General features: G+C 27.3%; 19 protein-coding genes. 7 read left to right on the top strand and 12 right to left on the bottom strand.

The features are described 5' to 3' along the window. Window positions 1-14 precede the first annotated feature (14 nt). Window positions 15-2,780 carry an isoleucine--tRNA ligase gene (gene ileS / locus QZ429_RS04095; RefSeq protein WP_291951498.1) on the bottom strand — a complete coding sequence of 922 codons (2,766 nt, stop codon included), beginning with the start codon at window positions 2,778-2,780 and terminating at the stop codon, window positions 15-17. A 94-nt stretch (window positions 2,781-2,874) separates the two neighbouring features. Here ileS and QZ429_RS04090 point away from each other — a divergent pair, with 94 nt between their 5' ends. Beyond that, window positions 2,875-3,963 carry a CinA family protein gene (locus tag QZ429_RS04090; RefSeq protein ID WP_291951495.1) on the top strand — a complete coding sequence of 363 codons (1,089 nt, stop codon included), beginning with the start codon at window positions 2,875-2,877 and terminating at the stop codon, window positions 3,961-3,963. Window positions 3,964-3,991: 28 nt separating this feature from the next. Here QZ429_RS04090 and QZ429_RS04085 read toward each other — a convergent pair whose 3' ends face one another. From QZ429_RS04085 to QZ429_RS04045, 9 genes are all read right to left on the bottom strand, one after another. Continuing rightward, on the bottom strand, window positions 3,992-4,492 hold the full coding sequence (locus tag QZ429_RS04085; protein WP_291951492.1) for a TlpA disulfide reductase family protein: 501 nt from the start codon (window positions 4,490-4,492) through the stop codon (window positions 3,992-3,994). Further along, window positions 4,453-4,944: a TlpA disulfide reductase family protein gene (locus QZ429_RS04080; protein WP_291951490.1), complete on the bottom strand. Its 492-nt coding sequence runs from the start codon at window positions 4,942-4,944 to the stop codon at window positions 4,453-4,455. The genes QZ429_RS04085 and QZ429_RS04080 overlap by 40 nt, the downstream gene beginning before the upstream one ends. Further along, window positions 4,934-5,590 (bottom strand): ABC transporter ATP-binding protein, encoded by a 657-nt coding sequence (locus tag QZ429_RS04075; RefSeq protein ID WP_291951487.1) that lies wholly within the window; start codon window positions 5,588-5,590, stop codon window positions 4,934-4,936. The genes QZ429_RS04080 and QZ429_RS04075 overlap by 11 nt, the downstream gene beginning before the upstream one ends. After that, on the bottom strand, window positions 5,590-6,705 hold the full coding sequence (locus QZ429_RS04070; protein ID WP_291951485.1) for an FtsX-like permease family protein: 1,116 nt from the start codon (window positions 6,703-6,705) through the stop codon (window positions 5,590-5,592). The genes QZ429_RS04075 and QZ429_RS04070 overlap by 1 nt, the downstream gene beginning before the upstream one ends. After that, on the bottom strand, window positions 6,695-7,987 hold the full coding sequence (locus QZ429_RS04065; protein WP_291951482.1) for an ABC transporter permease: 1,293 nt from the start codon (window positions 7,985-7,987) through the stop codon (window positions 6,695-6,697). The genes QZ429_RS04070 and QZ429_RS04065 overlap by 11 nt, the downstream gene beginning before the upstream one ends. After that, window positions 7,977-9,398 (bottom strand): Fe-S-containing protein, encoded by a 1,422-nt coding sequence (locus QZ429_RS04060; protein ID WP_291951479.1) that lies wholly within the window; start codon window positions 9,396-9,398, stop codon window positions 7,977-7,979. Before QZ429_RS04060 ends, QZ429_RS04065 begins: the two co-directional genes overlap by 11 nt. A gap of 78 nt (window positions 9,399-9,476) precedes the next feature. Beyond that, complete coding sequence (locus tag QZ429_RS04055; RefSeq protein WP_291951476.1) at window positions 9,477-9,998, bottom strand: iron transporter; 522 nt, start codon at window positions 9,996-9,998, stop codon at window positions 9,477-9,479. Then, window positions 9,995-12,055, bottom strand: coding sequence for an FTR1 family protein (locus QZ429_RS04050; protein ID WP_291951473.1), 2,061 nt, complete (start codon window positions 12,053-12,055; stop codon window positions 9,995-9,997). Before QZ429_RS04050 ends, QZ429_RS04055 begins: the two co-directional genes overlap by 4 nt. Before the next feature lie 137 nt (window positions 12,056-12,192). Next, a complete protein-coding gene (locus QZ429_RS04045) occupies window positions 12,193-13,053 on the bottom strand; it encodes a D-amino acid aminotransferase (protein WP_291951471.1) in 861 nt (286 codons plus the stop codon). Window positions 13,054-13,165: 112 nt separating this feature from the next. Between QZ429_RS04045 and QZ429_RS04040 the strand changes: the two genes are divergently transcribed. Continuing rightward, window positions 13,166-13,657, top strand: a complete 492-nt coding sequence (locus tag QZ429_RS04040) for a hypothetical protein (protein WP_291951468.1) — start codon at window positions 13,166-13,168, stop codon at window positions 13,655-13,657. Here the strand turns inward: QZ429_RS04040 and QZ429_RS04035 are convergent. Together QZ429_RS04035 and rsmH are read right to left on the bottom strand one after the other, a co-directional pair. Further along, the gene (locus QZ429_RS04035) at window positions 13,654-14,499 is read right to left on the bottom strand and encodes a hypothetical protein (RefSeq protein ID WP_291951466.1); all 846 of its coding nucleotides are present in this window, start codon (window positions 14,497-14,499) and stop codon (window positions 13,654-13,656) included. The two genes, QZ429_RS04040 and QZ429_RS04035, sit on opposite strands and share 4 nt — an antisense overlap. 3 nt (window positions 14,500-14,502) lie before the next feature. After that, window positions 14,503-15,420 carry a 16S rRNA (cytosine(1402)-N(4))-methyltransferase RsmH gene (gene rsmH / locus QZ429_RS04030; protein WP_291951463.1) on the bottom strand — a complete coding sequence of 306 codons (918 nt, stop codon included), beginning with the start codon at window positions 15,418-15,420 and terminating at the stop codon, window positions 14,503-14,505. A gap of 65 nt (window positions 15,421-15,485) precedes the next feature. Between rsmH and QZ429_RS04025 the strand changes: the two genes are divergently transcribed. The 5 genes from QZ429_RS04025 to QZ429_RS04005 all read left to right on the top strand — a co-directional run. After that, window positions 15,486-16,064: a class II aldolase and adducin N-terminal domain-containing protein gene (locus QZ429_RS04025; RefSeq protein WP_291951460.1), complete on the top strand. Its 579-nt coding sequence runs from the start codon at window positions 15,486-15,488 to the stop codon at window positions 16,062-16,064. A 74-nt stretch (window positions 16,065-16,138) separates the two neighbouring features. Further along, window positions 16,139-17,620 (top strand): peptidylprolyl isomerase, encoded by a 1,482-nt coding sequence (locus QZ429_RS04020; protein ID WP_291951457.1) that lies wholly within the window; start codon window positions 16,139-16,141, stop codon window positions 17,618-17,620. Continuing rightward, on the top strand, window positions 17,617-18,990 hold the full coding sequence (ftsA, locus tag QZ429_RS04015; RefSeq protein WP_291951454.1) for a cell division protein FtsA: 1,374 nt from the start codon (window positions 17,617-17,619) through the stop codon (window positions 18,988-18,990). Before QZ429_RS04020 ends, ftsA begins: the two co-directional genes overlap by 4 nt. Window positions 18,991-19,002: 12 nt before the next feature. After that, the gene (gene ftsZ, locus QZ429_RS04010; protein ID WP_291951452.1) at window positions 19,003-20,106 is read left to right on the top strand and encodes a cell division protein FtsZ; all 1,104 of its coding nucleotides are present in this window, start codon (window positions 19,003-19,005) and stop codon (window positions 20,104-20,106) included. 14 nt (window positions 20,107-20,120) lie between these two features. Then, a partial coding sequence (locus tag QZ429_RS04005; protein WP_291951449.1) for a nicotinate phosphoribosyltransferase occupies window positions 20,121-21,417 on the top strand: 1,297 nt, incomplete at its 3' end.

Below are 21,417 nucleotides of genomic sequence, written 5' to 3'. Positions count from 1 at the left end.
AAGGTAAAGCTTGTTCAAACATTTTTTATTTTCTCAACCCCGTAACATCTTGGACATAAACATCCTTCATCTTTTGCTAAAAATTTCCAACATCTTAAACATTTGTGCAAAGAGGATTTAACGATTTTAAATTTTGTATTATTAATTTTAAATTCACTTAAAGCTTCTTTATTATCAAAATTTTCTATAGAACTTACCATAAACCAATCTGCTACTTCTTCTAAATCTTCACTTAAAATTTCATTAGCACTAGTTTGCAAGGATAATTCCAATGTTGATTTTATAAGTTTATCTTTTTTTAATCCATCAATAATCTCAAAAAATTTCTCTCTTGATTGAATAAATAATTCATCATTAATTTTAAATTCATAGTCAAAACCAGTTTTTGACAATAAATCAAACACATCTTTTGCATTCTCCTTGATGATTGCATTTGCGTGTTCTAAAGCCTCATCTATTGTATAAGTTAAAGCTGGAGCTAAAAGTGTAAAAAGCTTCTTTGTTATTAGCACCATAGCACTTTGAGCACTCACTCTCTTAGTGTCATCTTTAGCATTACAATACAATCTATCTTTACAAATATCAAGATAAATTCCGCTCAAATCAGCACTTAAAAAATTTAAAAGCACATTAAAACCTTTTGCAAATTCATATTTTTCAAAAGCATTTTCACATATTTCAAAAGCTATTTTAGCTCGCATTAAAATCCACTTATCTAAAAATGTAAAATGTCTAGTTTCCACAAATTCTATATCATTAGTATTAGCTAATAAAAACCTTATGGTATTTCTTATTTTTCTGTATTGCTCACTCACTTGTTTTAAAATATTATCTGAAATTTTCAAATCACTAGAATAATCACTCAACATAATCCATAATCTCAAAATCTCTACGCCATAACTTTTAACAACATCTTGAGGTGAAATCACATTACCTTTAGATTTACTCATTTTTTGACCTTTTTCATCTACAGCAAAACCATGAGTAAGAATGCTTTTATAAGGAGTTTTGTGATTAATAGCAGTTGAAACTAAAAGCGAACTTTGAAACCAACCGCGATGTTGATCACTTCCTTCAAGATACATAGACGCTTGATATTCTCCTGCATCGTATTGATTTGAATTTAAAACAGCAGCCCAAGTGCTACCACTATCAAACCAAACATCTAAAATATCATAAATTTTTTCTAAATCACAAGGATTGTATTGACTATCTTGTGGCAATAAATCTTTTATTTCTAAATCCCACCAAACATCAGATCCATTTTTTTCAAAAATATCAATTAAGTGATTTAAAATCACTTCATCAAAAATTACTTTTTGAGTGGTTTTATCCCTAAAAAAAGCTATAGGCACACCCCAATCTCTTTGTCTTGAAATACACCAATCAGGACGATTTTCTATCATAGAATGAAGACGTTTAATACCACTTTCAGGATAAAATTTAACTTTACTCAACTCCTTTAGTGCTAATTCTCTTAAAGATTTTCCTTCAAGTTTTTTCTCATCCATTAAAATAAACCATTGCTTAGTTGCCCTATAAATAACTGGTTTATGCGTTCTCCAACAAAAAGGATAAGAATGCACAAATTTAGAGCTTTCAAGCAAGGCATCTCCTAAAAGTTCTAATATACGTTCATTTGCTTTAAATATATGAAGTCCTATAAATTCATTCAATAAACATTCTGGCAAAAGTCCTTTGGTTTTTAATGTCTCATCATAACATCCACCATCATCTACTGGCATAATAACTTCAATATTATATTTTAAACACACATAATAATCATCTTCTCCGTGCCCTGGTGCAGTATGAACAAGCCCTGTACCACCTTCCATTAAAACATGATCACCTAAAATCAAAGTAGATTTTCTTTGATTAAGTGGATTAATAGCACTTAAATTTTCAAATTCATAGCCTAAAAATTCTTTTTCAATCTCACCTTGAGTAAATTTTTTATTTATCATATTTTCAAGCAAAGGCTTAGCAAAAATAAAACCTTCCTTAGTTATAACGTATTTTTCATTTGAATTTAAAGATATAGCTTGATTTGCCGGCAAAGTCCAAGGTGTTGTTGTCCAAATGACTGCTTTTGCACTAGCTACGCCAAGTTTTTTACACGAAAACTCATCTAAATCAAAAGCCACAAATATAGAATAATCTTCTTTGTCTTCATATTCAACTTCAGCTTCAGCTAAAGCTGTTTTAGCTGCCCAACTCCAAAAAACAGGCTTGCTTCTTTCAAGCAAAAGTCCTTTTTTAGCAATTTCACATAAAATTTTATAAATATCTGCTTCAAAAGCATTCTTCATAGTCAAATAAGGCTTATCCCAATCAGCAATAATCCCTAAAGATCTAAATTCTTCTTTTTGTATATCAATAAATTCTTCAGCGTGTTTTCTACAAAATTCACGAATTTCTTTTTTGCTTAAATTTTGCTTTTTTTCTTTTAACTTTATCTCAACTTGTTGCTCTATAGGCAAACCATGACAATCCCATCCTGGAGTAAAACGCACCTTCTTACCTTGAAAATAATGCATTTTAACAATAATATCTTTTAAAATTTTATTTAAAGCATGACCAATATGCAAATGTCCATTTGCATAAGGAGGACCATCATGAAGTGTAAAATTCTCACTTGCATTTTGTCTTTTTTGTTTCATTTTATTATAAGCATAGTTATTTTCAAACCATTTATCAAAGCGTTTAGATTCAAGTTCTGCTAGATTTGCACGCATAGCAAATGTCGTATTAGGTAGCAACAGCGTATCTTTATAATCCATACAATCCACCTCAAAATTAAAAATGTTCAATTTTACTTAAAATAATTTTAATTTGCACTTATTTTTTGTTATAATGGACATAAAAAGGAAAATTATGAAACATTTAATCATTATAGTTGGCAATGAGCTCATTATTAATGAAAATTATATGCGTTATATTTATGAAGAATACAAAAAGAAATTTTCAGAACTTTATGAAATAAAATTTATAAGCAAACCAGATAAAGAACTTCCTTTTTTACTTCAAAACTTAACACAAGAATTTAAATATATAAGTATTTTTTGCATAAATGAACATTATACTACCATAGCAAAGATATTAGCCACACTTGATGATGACACATTAATACTAGAAAATGATACTTTAATTCCTTCAAAATCAAGTCGTGTTAAAAATAGTTTTTTAACCCAAATTAATGAATGTTACATCAATTTGCTAAATACCAATATAGCTTCAAAATTACCCCAAATTTTAAACAAACCAGAATTAAATTACGTGCATTTTTGTCTTTTAGATATTGATGAAATGAGTGCTAATATCTTACTTAATACTCTTACTAAATCTTTTGAAGTCCAAACAAATTCTAGCGCTTTGCTTGAAAATTTAATTTGCATTAGAGCTAGTGCCAACCAATACGGAAAATTAGAAGGATTTTTAAAAGGAGTATTTAAATTATTTAACACAAAAGTATTTTTAGGAAACAACCCTATACAATTTATCACTAAAAAACTTTTAGAAAAAAATCTAAAAATTTCTTTTGCTGAAAGTTGCACTGCAGGCTTATGTGCTTCAAAATTAGCAGAAATTTCTGGAATTTCAAATATTTACGAAGGCTCGCTCATTACTTATTCTAATCGTTTAAAGAATTCTTGGCTTGGAGTGAGTAATGATATTTTAGAAAGTGTAAGTGAGTATTCTGATCGTTGCATATATTTTATGCTAAAGGGAGTATTTAAAACAGCAAATCCTGATTTTGCTCTAGCTATTAGTGGAGTTGCTGATAATGATGATAAAAATACAAAATCTGGCACAATATATCTTGGCGCTATGTATAAAGATGGAACTTTTTTACAAGAATGTATCCATATAGAAGGCAATAGAAACTACACAAGGGATCAAGCATGTTTAGCAGCTTTTTGTTTGATGCTAAAATTAAAACCTGAAATATTTTTTGAGATGTAAATTTATGACAAATAAAATGAATTAATATCTAATCATATTTTTTTAAGAGTTTTATTTGATTTTCAAGAATATTTTTTGGAGTAAGCCCTATAAATTTTTCCTTTAAAACACCATTTTCATCAATAAAAACTATCACAGGAACTCCATATACACCACCTACAGCTTTAGATAAAAACAAACTTGCTTTAGTCTGATACAAAAGTGGAAAAAGAATATTTTTCTCTATAATATTTTGCCTAGCTTTATCTTCATCGCTAACACCATTTAACACAGCAATAATTTTAAAATTTCTCATTTTATAAAGCGTATTAAGTATAGGAATTTGAGCTTTACAAACTCCACAATCTTGAGTGAGAAAAAATAAAGCATAAGGTTGATTTTGATCTTTAATTTTTAAAGTTTTTTCAAAACCATCATATAAAAATTCTAAATTTTTATCTGAATTTAAAACTTTAAATTCATTGCTAGCACACGCATTTAATATAAAAATTAAAGCCAAGAAGATATAGAATTTTTTAAATACGACCACGGCTTTTCTCCTATAATTTTATCTTGCACCACTCCATTTTTAATAATAAAAGTTGTTGGAACAGCAAAAATATTAAATCTTTGCCAAGAAATATCTAAATCATCTTCTAAAAATTTAATATTTTTATATTCATTCTCGCTTACAAATTCTTTAAATTTAATCCCTTTATCTATCGAGTCTATTGCTAAAATAGTGATTTTTCCAGGATAATCATTTGCTAATTTTTCTAAAAATGGCAAATCTTTTAAACAAGAAGCACAACCTTGTTGTATAAAAGTTAAAACAACAAGATTATTAAAATCAGAAATTTTTACTTTTTCTCCATTTATATCTTTAGCTGCAATTTCTGGAGTTTTTAGCCCTATTCTTCCTCCATTTTTATTATTATTTTCAAAACAAGCACTTAAAAATGCTACGCAAAAAAAGGTTAAAATCCAAAATTTAACCTTCATCTTTTATCACTCCATGGCTTAAAATAATAGTCCTATCAGCAAAAGTAGCTAAATCCGGATTATGTGTAATCAATACTATAGTTTTGCCATCTTGTTTTAACCGACAAAATAACTCTAAAATATTCTTTTCATTCGCCTCATCTAAATTTCCTGTTGGTTCATCTGCTAATAAAATTTCAGGGTCATTTACTAAGGCCCTTGCTATACATAATCTTTGCTGTTCTCCTCCACTTAATTGACTTGGTAAATGTGTAAGCCTATGAGAAAGTCCCACTTTTTCTAAAGCAATCGTTGCGTCTTTTTCATCTATACAAGAATGATAATATTGTGCCAACATAACATTTTCTAAAGCATTCAAATAAGGAATAAGATGAAATTGTTGAAAAATTAATCCTATTTTCTCTCTCCTTACAATGCCTTTTTCTTCCTCACTTAAATTTCCAACTTCTCTTTTATCTAAAAAATATTCTCCACTGCTTTGAGTATCCATTAAAGAAAGTATATTTAAAAGTGTAGATTTTCCAGATCCTGAAGGTCCCATAATAGCTAGCCATTCACCTTGCTTAATTTCTAAATTTATATTTTGTAAAGCCTTAACTTCATTGAAATTACGATTTAATTTTGAAATTTTTATAATAGTTTTCATTACTCACCTTTTAAATTTTCACAAACATTTATTTTTAATGCTTTTTTTAATGGTAAAAAACTTGCAAAAAATGCAAATATTAAAGATACAATCATAGCAAAGCATATAGAAATCATCCTAAAATCTATGCTTGTATTAAATATTAAATATCCAAAAATATTTGCTAAAAAATATCCGCTAAATGCACCAAATAAACTTGCACTTAAACTAAGAATTAAAACTTCGGCTCCAAAAAGCTTAACAATATCTTTTTGTTTTGCACCTAATGCAAGATGTAATGCTATCTCTTTTTTTCGTGAAAAAATCACCGCACTAAGAGTTGTATTTACACTTAAAGAGCTAATTAACAAAATAACAATACTAATTAAAGCCATCAAGGCTTTCATTTTATCTAAAATCATTCCCTCGCTTATAGAAATTGATGATATCGGTTTAGCTTCTATATTTTTTTGACTTAATTTTTTACCCATATCACTTAATGTTTCATAATCACCTAAAACTATAGCTTCTGCATAATTAATAATTTCTTTAGCAGCTAATTCTTGAGCTTTTTTTAAAGATATTATTAAAACACTATCTTGCGGATCATTACTTTTTAAAAAACCCTTAATTTTAACTTTGACAATTTTAGAAATATTTGGATTATAAATTTGTATTTCTTGACCTATATCAAGCTCTAATTGCTTTGCTAAATCAATTCCCACAAAAGCACTATCTTCTTTAAAATCACTCAAAGAAAAACTACCTTTTAAAACCTCTATAAAAGGTTTAGTAAGCTTTAAATTCATAAAATCAGTTCCTAAAACTATAGCACTTGAACTTTCAAGATTATAAAAACCATATAAAAAAGGTGTTATAGATCTTGCTTTTAATTGCTTTTTAATTTGTAAAAACTCTTGCATATCTAAAAACTCATTATTTTTAGGAGTGATTATAAAATTTGCACCATAAGCTTTTAATTCTTTAGAAAGTTTTGCGTCAATATCAAAATAAATATTAAAAAAAGATGTATTGACCATAGCACCTATAAAAATGGCTATAAAAATAATACTCACACGCTTATAAGAAAAAATGAGTGATTTGAAAATTTCTTGTATAAAAAAATTATTTCCCATATAAAACCTCTGAAGTGGAAAGTTTAGAAATACCTTTAATTGAAAATAAACATCCCAAAAATATTATTAATATAGCAAAGAAAATACAAAGTGGTAAAATAATCCAAGAAATATCTACACTATGAGAAAATATACTTAATGCTATAAATTCTGAAATCACTATACCGAAAATAAAACCTGCAATAGCTCCTACAATAGCTACTATTACACCTTCTAAAACAAAAATCATATATATTTGCAAAATACTTGCACCAAGAGCTTTTAAAAGTCCTATTTCACTCTTTCTTCTATAAATATCTGCACTTATTAAAGATGAGATAGCTATGGAAGCGACAACCAAACATATAATGCTAATTACCATCATTAAGGATTGAATTTTAGATACTATTAAACTCTCTGCATCTGAAACAGCACTAATAACCTTTGTGCTAGCACCTTTAAAATCTTCTGCAATTTGATAAGCTATAGAACTTACATAAGCTGTGCAATACCAATGATCATATTCTAATTGATCAAGACTATCTACATCTCTACGTGCTTTTTGCGCTAAATCATTTTCTGGTATGGTCAAAGCTGAAACTTCAGCCTTTTCAAATAAACCTTTTTTATTTAAAAGCTCTTGTGATAAAAGTAAAGAAGTAATAATTTTATTAGAAAATTCATCTACTAAACTTATAATTGCTACTATTTTAACTTTAAATTTTTTATTATTTTTAATCAATTCTATCTCATCATTTAATTTTAAATGATACTTTTGTGATAATTCTTCTCCAACGATAACCTCGTCTAAACTATCATCTTTTGGGTATCTTCCTTCTATTTTACTATACTTATATAATTGCTCTATTCCGGCATAAAAATCATCATCATCTTGAATTTTTATAGCTTTATTAAAATAAGTTCCCAATAAAGAAATATTGCTAATATTTTGATCTTGAAATTTTATATTAATTTGCGAACTCAAAAATGGAGAGAAAGCATTGATATTATTCCTCCAAAAAATTTCCTTAATGGTATGAAGTTTATCTTCTTCTAAAAAATTTTGATCTTTTAATGGTTTATAAATTTTATTTCCCACTTCAATACTTAAACTTGCACCCTTTGGTAAAACTAAAATATTAGATCCATAGCTTCTTAACTCTTTAGCTAGCTCATTTCCTATACCTAAAGAAAGATTTAACATAGCTGCAATGAGCAAAGTAGCTAAAAAAATAGTAAAAAGTGCTAAAAATTTTTGAATTTTATTTCTAAAAATAGAATTTATAATAATTTTAACTTGCATAATCATTTCCTAACAAATTATGAATTCTAAATTTAGAACTCTGATTGGTGCCTATGTATTTTTGAGGATCATTTTTGAATTTTTCATAATTTTCCTCATTAGCAAAAAAATAAGTTCTACCCTTATACATATAACTTCTTGGAGCTTTTAGATTAATAAGCTCTGTGTTGTCTATTGGATCATATACTTTCTTTTCTACTACCTTAGTAAAAAAATTTATCCCATTTAAAATTTCAGAAAAAGGGATTATAACCTGATTATTTTCAAATTTATAAGCTATAGGGATAGGATTACATCCACCTGCTTTTCCTACACTAGGCAAGAAGATTCTTACATTACACGAAACACAAATTAACTCACCACCTTTTTTAATATATCCTACATCTCCACAAATACTACAAGCATCAAAAACAGCTACAGGAGAATCTTTATCTTCTCTTTTGTTGATAAGAAAAAATCTTACCATTTTACCTTCATCGCTAATATATGCAAAACGATGTAATTTATTATCTCTTAATATTTCTACATTAAAAACAAATTCATTATTTTCATTTGGCTCTACATAAGTTGGCTCATCTATAGTAATAGGTTTTAAAGCATATAAATCATAATAAAGCAAAATACAAAGGCTAAAAATACTTGCACTAAAAATACTTGCACTAAATCTTGTAATTTTTGAATTTTTTGCTTGATTTTTCCTAAATTCAATATCAAAATCCTTTTTCTTAACACATTCTTCTTCTCGTTTTCTTAATGCTAAAATTAAAATCACTCCCATAAAAGCCAATAAAACATAAGGATAAAATTGAGCATAATATATACTCTTTGCCACATAACTTAAATACAAATTTTCTGTTTCTATACTTCCTTCTCTCATAAGATAAAGTAAAATTTGTGCTAATGATTCATTGCAATATAAAATTCCAATAACAAATAAAAATATACTTAAAATTTTAAAGTTAAATTCTTTTGCCCAACATATAAAAAGATAAAATCCAAAAGATAAAATTAAAGCAAATAATATAAATCCAAGAGAAGTAAATGTTAAAGAATCTAATAAATTAGCATTAAAAAGTGGAAAATTCATAGAAATATAAAAATATTTTACACTAAAAACAAAAGACAATAAAAAAACAATTACACTTTGAATTTTTTCTTTAAAAGAAAAAATCTTTATAAAAAATAAAGCAATAATATTTAAGATTAAGATAACCATTAAAATAGAATTTAAAAAATTTAACACATTATAGGCTAAATTTTTAGAACTTATAAAAAAAGCAAAATATGCAAAAATAAATCCTGCAAAGCTAAGCTTTAAAACAAAAAATTTATTTAGATTATAAAAAAATAAGGCACCCAAAAATACATAAGGAAACATAACTATAAAAATATGTATAAAATAAATGGACATTACAACGCTTCTTTTAAGTAGGATTTATGTAAAAAATCTTAAATTTCTTACAAAAATCCTAGCTTTAGCTAGGATAAATTATTGTGGCTTGCCTGTATATTTGAAATTGTATTTTACTGAAAATGGCTCAAACCATTTGCCAACACCAGTTTCTTTATCTACGTGGCGTCCAAAACCTTGTTTTTCTGGATTATCAATTAAAAATACCAACTCATAATTTCCTATACCAGCATCCATTTTAATATTTGCACCATAGTGAGGACCATCATCTGCTACCATTGGCATAAGAGTGCCTGTTTTTACCTTGCTATTATCAAGATTAGTAAGTTTATAAGCAATACTCAAATATGGAATCCAAAAACCTTCAGGAAATCCATTTTTATTACCTTTTAATGCATGGATATCTGCTTCAAGATGGATATCTGCTAAGCTAGCTGCAAGGTCAATACCTCTTGGTTCCATTTCAATAGGTTGCAAATAAACTGCTGCTATTTCCATACCATTTAACTCATAAGGATCCCCAATTGGAACTTCTGCTGAAAACATTGAACTAACAAATAAACTAGCTACCGCACCTAAACTTAATAAAGTTTTTTTCATATTTTCCCCTTTTTATTTGAAATTTGATTTGTTATAAAAATACCCATAATGAGTAAAGCTAAAACCATAAATTGAGGTATAATGCTCTCATAGTAAGGATAAATTCCAAGCCACAAAATTCCATTAAAATCAAATGGAAGTAAATTTGGAGTAATAACCTTAGCCTCTATAAGCTCACCTATACCTTTGCCTGTAAAAACAAAAACCATATAAAAAATAATGTATGAAGTGATATAAAAAAATTGTTTTATAGGAATTTTTAAAGCACCAGATTTTAATAAAAAATATAGTGCAACAAGTATAACTAAACCGCACGCTAAACCCATAAACACGAGAGTATATCCTAAATTTGTTTTTGCATCAAATAATAAAGCTTGATAAAAAAGTATAGTTTCAGCACCCTCTCTATATACAGCTAAAAACACACTAAACCATAATGTTTTAGCACAATTATTAGAAATAGCTTCTATAGCTTGAGATCTAACATAGTTTGCCCATTTCTTATTTTGTGCATTAGATAAAAGCCAAAATCCAACATAAATAAGCAAGACAACAGCTATAAGCATTGTAATGCCCTCTAATAATTCTCTACTTTGTCCAGCATACTCTTTAAAAAACCACGATACTAAAAAAGCCGTTACAAAACTGAAAAATACTCCACTCCAAAGTGCTGAATAAACTATATTTAAACGTTTTTTATTACCACTTTGAACTAAATAAGATACTATTGCCACAATGATAATTAAAGCCTCTAATCCTTCTCTTAAAATGATTCCTAAAGCCCATATAAATAAAGACCAATAAGAAGAATCTTGGATATCATCTAAAGAACTCTCTATCAAAACATTAAGATTATGAAAGTTTTGTCTTAATTCTTCTTTTGGGGCACTTGCTTTAATGAGTGCAACACCCTTAGAAAAATAACTTTCAATTTTTAATTTCAAAGCACTATTAATGGCCCCTATTTTACTTTCCATTCCGCTAGCTTCAAATATATCTAGATATACATTTTGTAAAGCATCAATGCTATCTAAATTAAAACCTTCGTAGTTTTTTAATATTTCATCTAATGCAATTTTGATATCCTCATATACCTTAGTATAATCTTTAAAATTTTCATTATCGGATTTAAAACCTTGTATTTGCAAAATCGATAATTCTTCTTTTGACAACATCAAAAATGCTTCATATATTAAATCAATTATATTTGAAATTTCACTTCTTATAGTCTTTTCATCAATAGAATTTTGATTTATTTCAATTATTATTTTTCTTAAATTAGTCTGAATTTTTTTATCCAAATTTGCCTTAGTATATCTTGCAATCAAAATTTCAACTTTAGAATTTCTATAATCATCAAATAAAGCAGATTGAATAAAATCCTTGGCCTTTTGATAATCTTGATTTAAAAAAGCTAAAGCTGCCTGATCTAATTTTGAAGTTATATTATCTAACAAAAATTGCAATCTATCATCTAGCGCAGAGGCTTCTTGCAAAGATAATAAATTCTGCTCATTATCTATTTGCTTTTGAGTAGAATTCAAATCCGCTTTGGCAGATTTTACTTCCTCTCCAAGTAAATTCATAAACATTGCTGCTGCTGCTGCTTGTCTTTTTTTTTCAGCTTCTATAGAAGAATTCTCAGCCGCTTGTCTATCATAGCTAACATCACTTGCTTCAGCCTTTAACTGAAAACCTTTTTCCAATAAAGGCACAACATCATCTAAATCAAAACACAAACTGCTAACTAAAGCTTCAATTTTAGAAAATTCTTCCTTATCTTTATACATTTTTCTTAGATTATTAAATTTCCTCTCCATAACAACAACTCTTTTGCCAACATTGCGACCAATAGAGCCTTCCATATTTTCAAAATGTTGAAAATAAGCATCTTCAACTTTTTTCTTTGCTTCTAAATTTTTATTTTCTTTATATAAAGATACGCTCTCATTTAAAATATTTTTTATAGTTTGACTTTCTTCTTTATAATTTATATCTCTTGCAAAAGATAGTGAAAAAAATAATAAAACTAAAAGGAAAAAACGCCCTAACACCATACATCTCCAAAATAATGATATTGATTTTTAAAATTTATAACTAGAAGTATATTACTTCGTTTCTTAAATTAATATAAACATTGACTTTACATAATTTCTAGTTAAAATTAAAATGCAAACACATACTTAATATATAGTTAAAAAGCTTCATTTATGATTTTTTCTACATATTTTTCCCTTAATCGCTGTGTATAAAATCCAACCTTACCATCTTTAATAATTTTACTATCAGCTTTAATAACACCCAAAATCAAGAAAGTTGCTGCTGAAATAAAAACTTCATCTGCTTCATACACTTCTTTCATACTAAAAGCCCTTTGATCTACTTTAAGCCCTAGTTCTTTTGCAAAATTTAAAATATTTTTTCGTCTTATACCTGGTAAAATTTCATTAGAAAATGGTTTAGTAATTAAAATATCATTTTTTATGATAAAAGCAGAACTACTAGAAGCTTCAGTAACTAAAGCATTTTCAATCATAAAAGCTTCAAAAGCTTTAGCCTTAACTGCCTCTTCTTTTGCAAGACATTGAGCTAGCAATGAAATGGATTTTATATCTCGTCTTTTCCATCTTAAATCAGCAGTTGAAATTACATTTACCCCTTGTTTTGATAATTCATGATTTATAATTTCGCACTCAAAAACAAAAGCCATAATAGTTGGTTTTAATCCTTTCAAAAGTGCAAAATTTCTACTAGCTACCCCTCTAGTAACCTGTATATAAATTCCTCCTTCTTTTAAAGAATTTTTAACAATTAATTCCTTTATAATATTTTCAATTTCCTCTTTAGAATAAATGATTTTTAAATCAATTTGCTTTAAACTTCTTTCTAGTCGCTCAAAAAACTCTTCCTTATCAATCATTTTAGAATTTATTATAGGTATTACTTCATAAATTCCATCTCCAAAAATAAATCCTCTATCAAATATACTAATTTGAGCCTCACTAGCTTTTAGAAATTCTCCATTTAAAAAAACTATTTCTTGTTCTTTCATCATCTATCTCCTTATGTAGTTTGTATTTATTAACAATTTTAAAAACCAAAAATATTACTTTTATTTAAAAATAAAAAATGATAAAATAACACAAACAAAATTTAGGCAAAAATTTATGAAAATTCAAGATTTTATTTTTAATTCTATTTTTAAGATTTCAAACCAACCAGTTAATCTAAAAGATCTTTTAGAAGCTAATGCACTATTAAATGAAGGTATGTTAGTCGATCCAGCAAAACTAAATTATAATTTTAAAAATATCAACTCTTATTTTATATACACTATTTTATGTGCCATAATCCTCATTCCTTCATTAATAATTACCCATTATTTTTTGACTATAGTTGATTTTCATATTAGTATTTTAAGTGCTGTTTTTGTAACTAGTTGCGTTTTTGTAGGTTATGATATTTTTAAAATTTATACAAGAAAAATTATTAGCAAAAAATTAATAAAAAAAGCTTGGAGCCTGCACTTCCCATATTTTGCTTATGAAAAATATTCTAAAATTGTAGAAAATATTTATAATCAAGCTATAAAAGAAGAAATCCCAAAAAATCAATTAGAACAATATGTCTTAAAAAAAATTATAGAATTTAATGACTAATCTAAAAAATCTAAAACTTGATTTTGAAAGTATATAGATTCAAGTTGTCTTTGAAGTTCTTTGTTTTCTTCATCTAAAATCCACTCTTGTGATCGCAAATCTGCAATATCTCTACTAATATAATAAATTTGATTTCTAATATAAATTTGTGGTAAAAAAACTAACAAAGTAAAAAACAAAATAGCTCCTGCGTAAAATAAATTCTTTAAACTTAAATTTTTATTTTCTTCTGTTTTTATACCATCTAATAACTCATATTTATCTTCAGTAATATAATTTTCACTTTGTTCTTGTTGTGGGTAATCTTGTTTTTTAACTAAAAATTGTTCTTGTATAGCTTTTTCTTCTATTTCGTAGGAATTCTTATTTTTTTGATTTTGTTTATTTTCTTGCTTATTTTGCCTTTGTTTTTCTTTAAAATTTTGAATTTTACAAACTACATAAGCATTACTTTGTGCAATAATCTTAGAAAATTTTAGTTTATTTTCTTTTGTATGTTCAATCTCTTTTTTTTTAAAATGTATTGTATTTTTTTTATTATTTTTATTTTTTAAAAAAAATAATTTTATGCTAGATGGCTTTTTTTCTTCTAACTTAACATTAATCAAATCCTCTTTAAGATAAATAGATGATTGTTTTTTTGGCTTAATTTCATATTCATCATCAAAATCTACAAATCTAGGTTTTTTTTTATGATTTATTCTATTTTTTAAAATACGATCGCTCTCGTTTAATTTATGATGATATACCTCATAAGCCTTACCTTCTTTAACGGCTCTTGAGTATTTGAGCATCTTTTCTCGTATATTTTGTTTTTCTTTTAAAAAATCATCATCAATCATAACTTACCTAAAATGAAAAATCCGCATTTTCGCACAACTTGATCTGCTATTATATCTTACTTCATCTTTTGATGCACTTATAGCTTTTTTACTAAGAATTTTACCAAGACTATGATTTTTACCACATTCACACCTCATAGCTTGATCACTACAGATACATTCTTTTTCCCATCTTTTAAAAGTATTTTTTATCAACCTATCCTCTAAAGAATGAAAACTAATAATAGCAAATTTACAATCTTTTAGTTTTGCCTTTTCAATTTCCAAAAGCAAACTTTTCAATTCACCTAATTCATTATTTACTTCTATACGTAATGCTTGAAAAACAAGCAAAGCTACACTTATATTACGTCCATTAAATTTAGCAGTACCAATAATATTAGCTAATTCCTTTGCACTTAAAATCTCTTTTACGCTTCTACTTTGTATAATTTTATGTGCTAAAGTTTGAGAAAGATTATGTAAATCTCCATATTCTCTAAAAATTCTTTCTAAATCCTTTTGAGAATATGAATTTACAATATCTTTTGCATTTAACTTTTGACTTTGATCCATTCTCATATCAAGAAAATCAGATTGCAAGGAAAATCCTCTATCGTTTTTATCAAGTTGCAAAGATGAAACCCCTATATCAGCCAATATACCCCTTAAATTTAAAAGCGGAATTTCTTTTAAAATATCTTTAAAACCTATATGTCTAAATATAATCTTATTAGGAAAACTACTTAATACTTTTTTAGAAAAATTTAAAGCCTCTATATCTTTATCACAAGCAAATAAATTTATCTTTTGATGAGCTTTTAAAATAGCACTACTATGACCAGCATAACCAAGAGTGCAATCTAAAAAATCTCCTTGCTTTAAATCTTTAAAAACTTCTAAAACCTCTTCTAATAAAACTGGAATATGCGGACTATTCAAACTAAACCTTAATTTATTTTTATTTTTAGTATAATACCTTAATTAAGTTTAAAAAAAGGCTCTTAGTGAATAAAGATAATATCATTTCTCAAATTCAAATCCTATCTGATTCTATGTTTAAAAAAAATTTTTTTGGAATTTATCATGGTTCTATTTCAGCTAAACTTTCGCAAAGCTCTTTTATTATAAACAAAAATGATGCTTTTTTAAGTCAAATTAGTGAAAAAAATCTTAGTGTATTAAAATTTAGTAAAGATTATAGTTGGAATGAAGCAAGTCAAGATTGTGAAATTCACAAAAGCATCTATGAAAATATACCCGAAGCAAAATTTATATGTTTTGCTTGTCCTTCTTATACTCTTTCTATGAGTTTAAATCACGATTTTATAACACCACAAGATTATTTTGGAGAAATTTTTTTAGATGAAATTCGCGTCTATAATCCTAAAAATTATGAAGATTGGGAAGATAGATCTCAAACTGAAATTTATCGTTATATGCTAGAACGAAAGCAAAATTTTGCTGTGATAAAAGGCTATGGAATTTTTGCTTATGGTAGAACAAGTTATGAGCTTGGAAAAATTATAGATTTAATAGAAAATTCATGCAAAACTATTTATTTAGCTGAAACAAATTTATCTTAATTTTAAAAATTAATTTTTTATTAATCACAAATTGCTTATAATTGCTAGTTTAATTTTAACTGATTGGGGAAAAAATGCTCACTTGGATGCAACATCACAAAAAATATTTAGTTGTAACTATTTGGATTAGCGTTGTTGCTTTTGTAGGTGCAGGATTTGTTGGTTGGGGTAGTTATGACTTTAACACAGATCGTGCAAATGCTGTTGCAAAGGTAGGTGATGAGAAGATAAGTTATGATGAATTTAATCTTAAATATTCTCAATTATTTAACTATTATTCTCAACTTAATAATGGAAACTATACTCAAGAGCAAGCATTAAAAGATAAACTAGACAACCAAGCAATAGATGAATTAATACAAGAAAAATTACTTCTTTCGTATGCAAAAGCATTAGGACTAAGTGTGAGCAAAGAAGAAATTGCCTACGATCTTGCTCATCAAAAAATTTTTCAAAATAATTCAGGTGCCTTTGATAAACACATCTATTATGATATCCTCTCAAGAAATAATTACACCCCTAAAAGTTATGAGAAAATAATTCATGATGAGTTATTGCTAAAAAAAATAAACGCTATTTTTAATTTACCTTTAAAAGAAAATGAACTCGAAATGTTTGCGGCAAGTTTTTTGATGCAAGATAAATTAAAAATTCAAGTTGTTTATGTTGATGATAAAAATATCCCAATAAACGAAAAAGAACTTCATCAAATTTGGGAAAAAAATAAAAATTTATATAAAACTGAGCCAAGTTACGAATTAGCAACATATTTTTTAGAACCTAGCAAAGCACAAATAGATGAAAAAGAACTTGAAAAATTTTATGAAGAAAACAAAAATGACTATAAAGATTTTAATGGCAAAATTTTGAGTCTGCAAAATAGCAAAGATAAAGTTATAAAAGATTTTGAATTATCAAATTTAAAAATTAAAGCTAATGAAACCTATATTGCACTTAAAAAAGGAGAATTAAAATTTGATAAAAATGTTACTATTGATGATGCAGATATTTATTATCCTTTAAAAATAATACAAAAAAGTAAAGCAAAAGATTTTATAAAACCTTTTAAATTTAAAAATGGTTATATGATTGCACAAGTTATTAAAATAAATCCTATACAAACTAAAACTTTTGAACAAGCTAAAAAAGAAGTTGAAAAAATTTATATCAAAAATGAGGCTAAAAAAATACTTGAAAAAAAAGCTAAAAATGCTTTAGAAAATTTTAAAGGTATGGATATAGGAACTTATAGTAGAGATTCTGGTAAAAACTCTAAAGTTGATGATAAAATAATGAATAACACTGAATTTAGTGAATTTTTAATGCAAGTATTTGACTCAAATAAACAAAAATCTTATGTTTTATTTGATAACAAAGCTATTGTTTATGAAATTAGCGGACAAAAATTACAAAATGAGGAAAAAAGTAAAATTTATCAGTTTATTATAGAACAAAGTGCAAGACAAACAAAACAAGCAATTTTAAAAAAAGAATTGTTGAAAAAATTAATTGAACTCTATCCAATTAAACGATACTATAAAGGAAGTGCAAGTTGAATATATTAGGAATTGATTTAGGCTCTGTGCAAACGTGTGCGATTTTAGCACAAAAAAGTGAAGAAGGACTTAAAATTATAGGTTTTGGCAAATCAAAATCTAGTGGAGTGAAAAAAGGAGCTATTACCAATATCGAACTAGCATCAAAATCCATTGAAGAAGCTGTTTATAATACTCAAATGATGTCAGGAGTGCATTATGATAAAGTAATCATTTCTATATCTGGAGCATATGCAAAAAGTGTAGATAGCATAGGAGTTGTAAATATCCCTAATCAAGAAATAGGCATTAAAGAAATTCATAGAGCCGTTAGCACAGCTAAACATACCGCAAATATACCAAATGGGTATGAAATTATCCATGTATTGCCTTATAATTTTAAAGTCAATGATTTAGAACACGTAGAAGATCCTTTAGGAATGAGTGGAAATCGTTTAGAAGTTTCTACTCATATTGTTATTTCCCAAGAAGTTCATATAAAAAATTTAAAAAAAGCAGTAGAGCTAGCTGATCTTAGAGTGGATAATATCGTTTTATCCGGTTATGCTTCATCAATTGCTTGTTTTGATGATAGCGAAAAAGAATTAGGTGCTGTGTTAATAGACATGGGTGGTGCAGTTTGTGATATGATTATTCACGCAGGAAATTCCGTAAGATATAATGAATGTTTGCAAATTGGTTCAGTAAATATAACAAACGATCTTTCTATAGCATTGCACACGCCTCCAAAAGAAGCTGAAAAATTAAAACTCAATTACGCATCATTAGCACAAAATGAAAATTCATTAATACAAATCCCATATATGGGTGATGAAAAGAAAAAAAATGAAGTTTCAATAGAAGTTATTTCTAATGTAATTTATGCAAGAATAGAAGAAACTCTCATAATATTAGCAAAAATATTAAGTGATAACGCAAATGCTAATCAAGCTGGAGCTGGTATAGTTTTAACCGGAGGTATGACAAAATTTGCAGGACTTGATAAGTTTGCTTCAGCTTATTTTGATAATAAAGCTGTTAGAATAGCGAGTGCAAAAAAAGATACAATGGATGGCTTTAAAGAAATTTTTGACGATCCAGAAAATAGTTGTGCAATTGGACTTTGTCTCTATGGTGGTGGGTATTTTACTCCTTATGAATTAGACTCAAACGAAAAACTAAGATATAAAGGTGAGCCTGAATTTATCAACAAACAAGTTAAGCAGAGTCTTATCATAAAAGAAGAGGAAGAAGAAAAGTTTGAAGAAATTTTTCAAGATGAACAAATCCTTAGAGAAGAACAAGAAGATTTAAAAAAAACTGAAATAAAAAAAGAAAAAAGACCAAGTGCTTTTTCTAAAATATGGAATAAACTTATAAATCAGTTCTAATAGGAGAATAGAATGAGTGAATTTTTGGTGGAAGAAATGCAACACACAAAAGGTGCTAAAATTAAGGTAATTGGCTGCGGTGGTGGCGGTGGAAATATGATAGATCATATGGTAAATATGGGATTAAACGATCTAGATCTTATATCTGCAAATACCGATGCACAAGCTATAATGAAATCTTTAGCTAAAACAAAAATTCAACTCGGAGAAAAAAAGACTAAGGGGCTTGGTGCAGGTATGCAACCAGAAATAGGTGCTGAAAGTGCAAGAGAAAGTTTTGAAGAAATTAAAGCAGCCCTATCTCAAAGTGATATAGTATTTGTCTCTGCTGGTCTTGGAGGTGGAACTGGTACCGGAGCAGCTCCAGTAGTTGCTCAAGCAGCAAAAGAAGCTGGCGCTCTAACTGTTTCAGTAGTAACTATGCCTTTTGCATTTGAAGGCAAACAAAGAAAAAAACTTGCTGAAGTAGGTTTAGTAGAATTAAAAAAAGAAAGTGATTCTATTATTGTAATCCAAAATGAAAAACTTCTTAGCATACTCCCTAAAAAAGCAGGGATTAAAGAAGCATTCAAATTAGTAGATGACATTCTAACAAGAGCTGTCAGAGGAATGGTTTCTATACTCCTAGAAAATGGCGATATCAATGTGGATTTTGCAGATGTTAGAACCGTTATGAGTCATAGAGGTCTAGCTTTAATGGGCGTAGGACAAGGTGAAGGTGAAAATGCCATTATGGAAGCATTAGAAAGTGCTATAGAATCTCCTTTGTTAGATGGTATGACTATGAAGGGTGCAAAGGGTGTTATTATTCATTATAAAGTGGGTCCAGAATGCTCACTTATTGAAATTTCTCAAGCAACTCAAAGTATTAGCGATGAATCAGATGAGAATGCAAAAGTAATATTTGGAATTACCACTGATGAGTCTATGGGAGATAGAGTAGAAGTAACTATCATAGCTACCGGTTTTGAAGACAAAAATGAAAATCATGCAAAAGAACAAGAGGAAAATAAAAAAAATTCCTATATGAATTTACGTAAAGCTAGTGGTGGTTTTGATGAAGAAGTTATTTCTCAACTCGATGTTCCAGCATTCTTACGACGTCAGATGGATTAAAATAAATCCATCTTATGAATCATACTCTATTATGTGATTTTTATGAATTAACTATGGCTTATGCTTATTTTAAGCAAAATAAGCATAAACAAATAGCCTATTTTGAGGTTTTTTTTAGACAGGCTCCAGATAATGCGAGTTATGCTATTTATGCTGGTTTAGAACAAATTATAAATCATATAAAAAATTTTTCTTTTACAGATGAAGATATTTGCTATCTAAAAAATACCAATAAATTTGATTCTGAATTTTTAGATTATATTTCAAAAATTAGATTTAGTGGTGATATGTATAGCATTCAAGAAGGAGAATGCGTATTTGCAAATGAGCCTTTATTGTATATTAAAGCGCCAATTATTGAAGCTTTATTGTTAGAAACTTTTATACTTTTGACTCTAAATCACCAATGTTTAATTGCTACTAAGGCTTCTAGAATTTATTTAAATGCCAATAAAAAAATACTCCTAGAATTTGGATCACGTAGAGCTCACGGAGGAGATTCTGCTATAAATGGTGCAAGAGCTGCTTTTATAGGTGGTTTTGATGCTACTGCAAATACTTTAGCAGGAAAAATTTTTCATATTCCTATTAGCGGCACTATGTCTCACTCTTGGATACAAATGCATGATAATGAAATTGAAGCTTTTAAATCCTATTGTAAAATCTATCAAAACGATATTACACTCTTAGTTGATACTTATGATTGCGTTCAAGGAATCAAAAATGCTATTTTTATCTTTAAAAAAATTCAAAATAAAAACTTAAAAAATTATGCCATACGCATAGATTCTGGAAATATTTTAAAATTATCTAAATTAGCAAGAAGAATGCTAGATGAAAACAATCTACATACGTGTAAAATATTTGCTAGCAATGCTTTAGATGAAGTAAAAATTTCAAAACTTTTAAAAAATAAAGCTCCAATTGATGGTTTTGGGGTTGGCGAAAATCTTATTACCTCAGCAAGCTCACCTATTTTTGGAGCAGTTTATAAACTAGTTGCCATAGAAAAAAATGGCAATATTATTCCTAAAATAAAAATTAGCGAACAAGCTAATAAAACTACCCTACCATCATTTAAAAAATTAATTCGATATTATAAAAATAACCAAATATATTTTGATAAATTATATGATTATAATGAAAGAGTTTTAAGTTATCAAAAATTACATTCAAAAGAAATGCTAAATCTTATTTTTAAAAACGGAAAACTAATTTATAAAACTCCAAGTTTATTATCTATTCAAGCTTATTATAAAAAAAATATCAAAAGATTAAATCAAAAATATAAAAAAATTAACAATCCAAGCC

The sequence above is a fragment of the Campylobacter sp. genome (genome assembly GCF_020024835.1).
Lineage (GTDB): Bacteria > Campylobacterota > Campylobacteria > Campylobacterales > Campylobacteraceae > Campylobacter_D.
Note: the sequence above shows the minus strand (reverse complement) of the source record. Positions and strands in the feature narration are given on the sequence as shown.

Coding starts and splice junctions, on each gene's coding strand:
- ileS (WP_291951498.1), bottom strand. CDS start 2,780: ATGGATTATAAAGATACGCTGTTGCTACCTAATACGACATTTGCTATG.
- QZ429_RS04090 (WP_291951495.1), top strand. CDS start 2,875: ATGAAACATTTAATCATTATAGTTGGCAATGAGCTCATTATTAATGAA.
- QZ429_RS04080 (WP_291951490.1), bottom strand. CDS start 4,944: ATGAAGGTTAAATTTTGGATTTTAACCTTTTTTTGCGTAGCATTTTTA.
- QZ429_RS04075 (WP_291951487.1), bottom strand. CDS start 5,590: ATGAAAACTATTATAAAAATTTCAAAATTAAATCGTAATTTCAATGAA.
- QZ429_RS04070 (WP_291951485.1), bottom strand. CDS start 6,705: ATGGGAAATAATTTTTTTATACAAGAAATTTTCAAATCACTCATTTTT.
- QZ429_RS04065 (WP_291951482.1), bottom strand. CDS start 7,987: ATGCAAGTTAAAATTATTATAAATTCTATTTTTAGAAATAAAATTCAA.
- QZ429_RS04060 (WP_291951479.1), bottom strand. CDS start 9,398: ATGTCCATTTATTTTATACATATTTTTATAGTTATGTTTCCTTATGTA.
- QZ429_RS04055 (WP_291951476.1), bottom strand. CDS start 9,998: ATGAAAAAAACTTTATTAAGTTTAGGTGCGGTAGCTAGTTTATTTGTT.
- QZ429_RS04050 (WP_291951473.1), bottom strand. CDS start 12,055: ATGGTGTTAGGGCGTTTTTTCCTTTTAGTTTTATTATTTTTTTCACTA.
- QZ429_RS04045 (WP_291951471.1), bottom strand. CDS start 13,053: ATGATGAAAGAACAAGAAATAGTTTTTTTAAATGGAGAATTTCTAAAA.
- QZ429_RS04040 (WP_291951468.1), top strand. CDS start 13,166: ATGAAAATTCAAGATTTTATTTTTAATTCTATTTTTAAGATTTCAAAC.
- QZ429_RS04035 (WP_291951466.1), bottom strand. CDS start 14,499: ATGATTGATGATGATTTTTTAAAAGAAAAACAAAATATACGAGAAAAG.
- QZ429_RS04020 (WP_291951457.1), top strand. CDS start 16,139: ATGCTCACTTGGATGCAACATCACAAAAAATATTTAGTTGTAACTATT.
- ftsZ (WP_291951452.1), top strand. CDS start 19,003: ATGAGTGAATTTTTGGTGGAAGAAATGCAACACACAAAAGGTGCTAAA.